Genomic DNA, 2,329 nt, shown 5'->3' on the forward strand with positions numbered 1-2,329 from the left:
CCGTAGAGCTTGCGGATCACGATCTCGCGCCGCCCGCGCTGTACGGTGTACGCGGACAGCACGTAGATGCCGAACGCCGACAAGGCCAGCGCCACGGTGCTGGCCGCGCCCAGCATCTGCGCCATGCGCAGGTCGGTACTGTAGTTTTCGGCGAACACGCTCGACGCGGTTTGCAGCCGCATTACCTCATCCGGATACACCTGGCGCCATACGGGCCGCACCAGCTCCGCCAGTTTCTGGATCGGGAGTGCGGAGCGCAGCGTGATCACCGAGCCGGTGTCCGCCACCTGGTAGATCAGCGGGCCGGGACGTTCGCGCAGCGACTGGTAGCGCAGGTCCGGCGCCACGCCCAGGATGACGGTATCGGGCGCATCGTCGCGCACGAACGGCATCTGCCCCACCGCCTCCTGCGCGCTGCGATAGCCCAGCGCCTGCGCCGCGGCCATGTTCAGCACCACCGCGCCGCGCCCCGGCCGGTCGCGTCCCGGATCGAACAGCCGTCCGGCCAGCGGCCGCATGCCGTACAGGTCGAAGAAGCCCGGCGCCACCTGCTTGATCTCGACCCGGAAATCCTCGCCCTTGCGCGTCTCGAAGCCGCCGATGATCTTGAGTTCGTCGCGCCCCACTGCTTCCGACGCCACTGCCGCGCCCTGAATCCCCGGCACGCGTTCCAGTGCCCGCGCCAGCGCCTGCACTTGTGCATCGCTCGAATCGGGCAGGCGCAGCAGCGACAGCCTGGCCGGGTCGAAACCCGGATCGGCGTTGCTCGCATACCAGGCCTGCCAGCCCACCGTCACCGTGACCGCGCTCAAGGCCATCGCCACGGCGAACTGCAGCACCGTCAGCAGCCGCCGCAGCCACAGGTTGCCGACCGTCTCGCTGGCGCTGTCGCGCCCGGCCAGCACCGTGGCCGGCCGCACGCGCATCGCGGTCCAGGCCGGGTACAGGCCGGCCGTCACGCCGGCCAGGCCGGCGCATGCCAGGCCGAGTGTTAGCCGCGCCGGCGTAAAGAACCCTTGCAGCGGACGGTCGACCAGCGCCGCGAATGCCGGCAGCAGCAGCCAGGCCAGCACGATGCCGGCCGCCATCGCCACGCCCGCCACCAGCACCGACTCGGCCACGAACTGCGCGGCCACGCGCGCTGCCCCGGCACCGAGCACCTTGCGCATGCCGATCTCGCGCTGTCGGCGCAAGGTGCGCACCGTGCTCAGATTGATCCAGTTGGTCACGGCCAGGCCCAGGATCAGCAGCGCGATGCCGGCCAGCGCCAGCACGCTGTCGCGCCGGCCATGCTGGCGCGCGTCGCTGCCGCTGGCCAAGTCAGGATCGAAATAGGCGTCCGGCAGCGCCACCAGCTTCGCTTCGGTGCCGGGGCGGTCGAACGCGCGACCCACCGCATTGGCGCGCATCCTGCGCTCGAACGGCGAATCGTCGAGCGCCTGCTGCATCAGTGCCGTCAGCGCCTCGAGCTGCTGGCCAGGATGCAGCTTGACCAGCACCTGGCCATGCTGGCTGTCGGTAGGACGTGTCACGCGCTCGGCCGGCGGACGTGCGCGGCTGAGCGGACCGGTCAGCGCGTCCCAGTGCTGGGTGGCGTTGGCCGGCACATCGGGCAGCAGCGCCAGCACCTGCAGCACTTCGCCGCCAACGCGCAGCGTGGCCCCCAGCGCCGCCTCCTTGCCGAACAGGCGCAGCGCGGCAGAGCGCGTGAGCGCCAGGCCGTCCGGCCGCGTCAGCGCGGCATCCAGGTCGCCGGCCAGCGGGACGATGCCGAACATGGTGCCGAAGCCAGGGTCGACCGCCGCCAGCGTCATCTCATGCAGCGCGTCGCCAACGCGTAGCGGCTTGTCGAGCGGATCGAAAATGCTGGCCTGCCCGGCCATGCCGCTGTCGATCGCCGTATTACGCAGGAACAGCATGGCATTGGTGTTCCAGTCCGGCCGCGGGAAGTGGTTGATGCGCTGCTTGACCACGTACACGCGTTCGGCCTGCGGCACGTGGCCGTTGTAGTGCAGGCACCATGCCACGAAGCCGAACAGCAGGTAGCAGGCGGCGCAGGCCAGCGCCAGCCCGAGCACGGTGACGGCGGAGTAGCCCGGCTCGCGCAGCAGCAGGCGCCAGCCGACCAGGAAATCGCGCGCCGTGTACAAACGGCCCCTCATGCCGAGTGCAGCGCCTGCACCGGACTCATGCGCATCGCCAGCCCGGTATGGCGCGCCACGGCCAGCAGCGCCGCCAGTGCTGCCACCGCCAGGCCCGCGACCAGCGGCCACTGCCCGAACGGCGCGTGCTCGACGAAGTCCGCCAGGTAATGCCGGATCGCCAGCGC

At 70.8% G+C, this 2,329-nt stretch carries 1 protein-coding gene; it reads right to left on the reverse strand.

The features are described 5' to 3' along the window. Positions 1-2,162: ABC transporter permease (locus tag QPK27_RS25135; protein ID WP_290420876.1), on the reverse strand; the 2,162-nt coding region annotated here is incomplete at its 3' end. Positions 2,163-2,329 lie beyond the last annotated feature (167 nt).

Source organism: Massilia sp. YIM B02443 (genome assembly GCF_030411955.1).
In the GTDB taxonomy this organism is placed as follows: Bacteria; Pseudomonadota; Gammaproteobacteria; order Burkholderiales; family Burkholderiaceae_D; genus Telluria.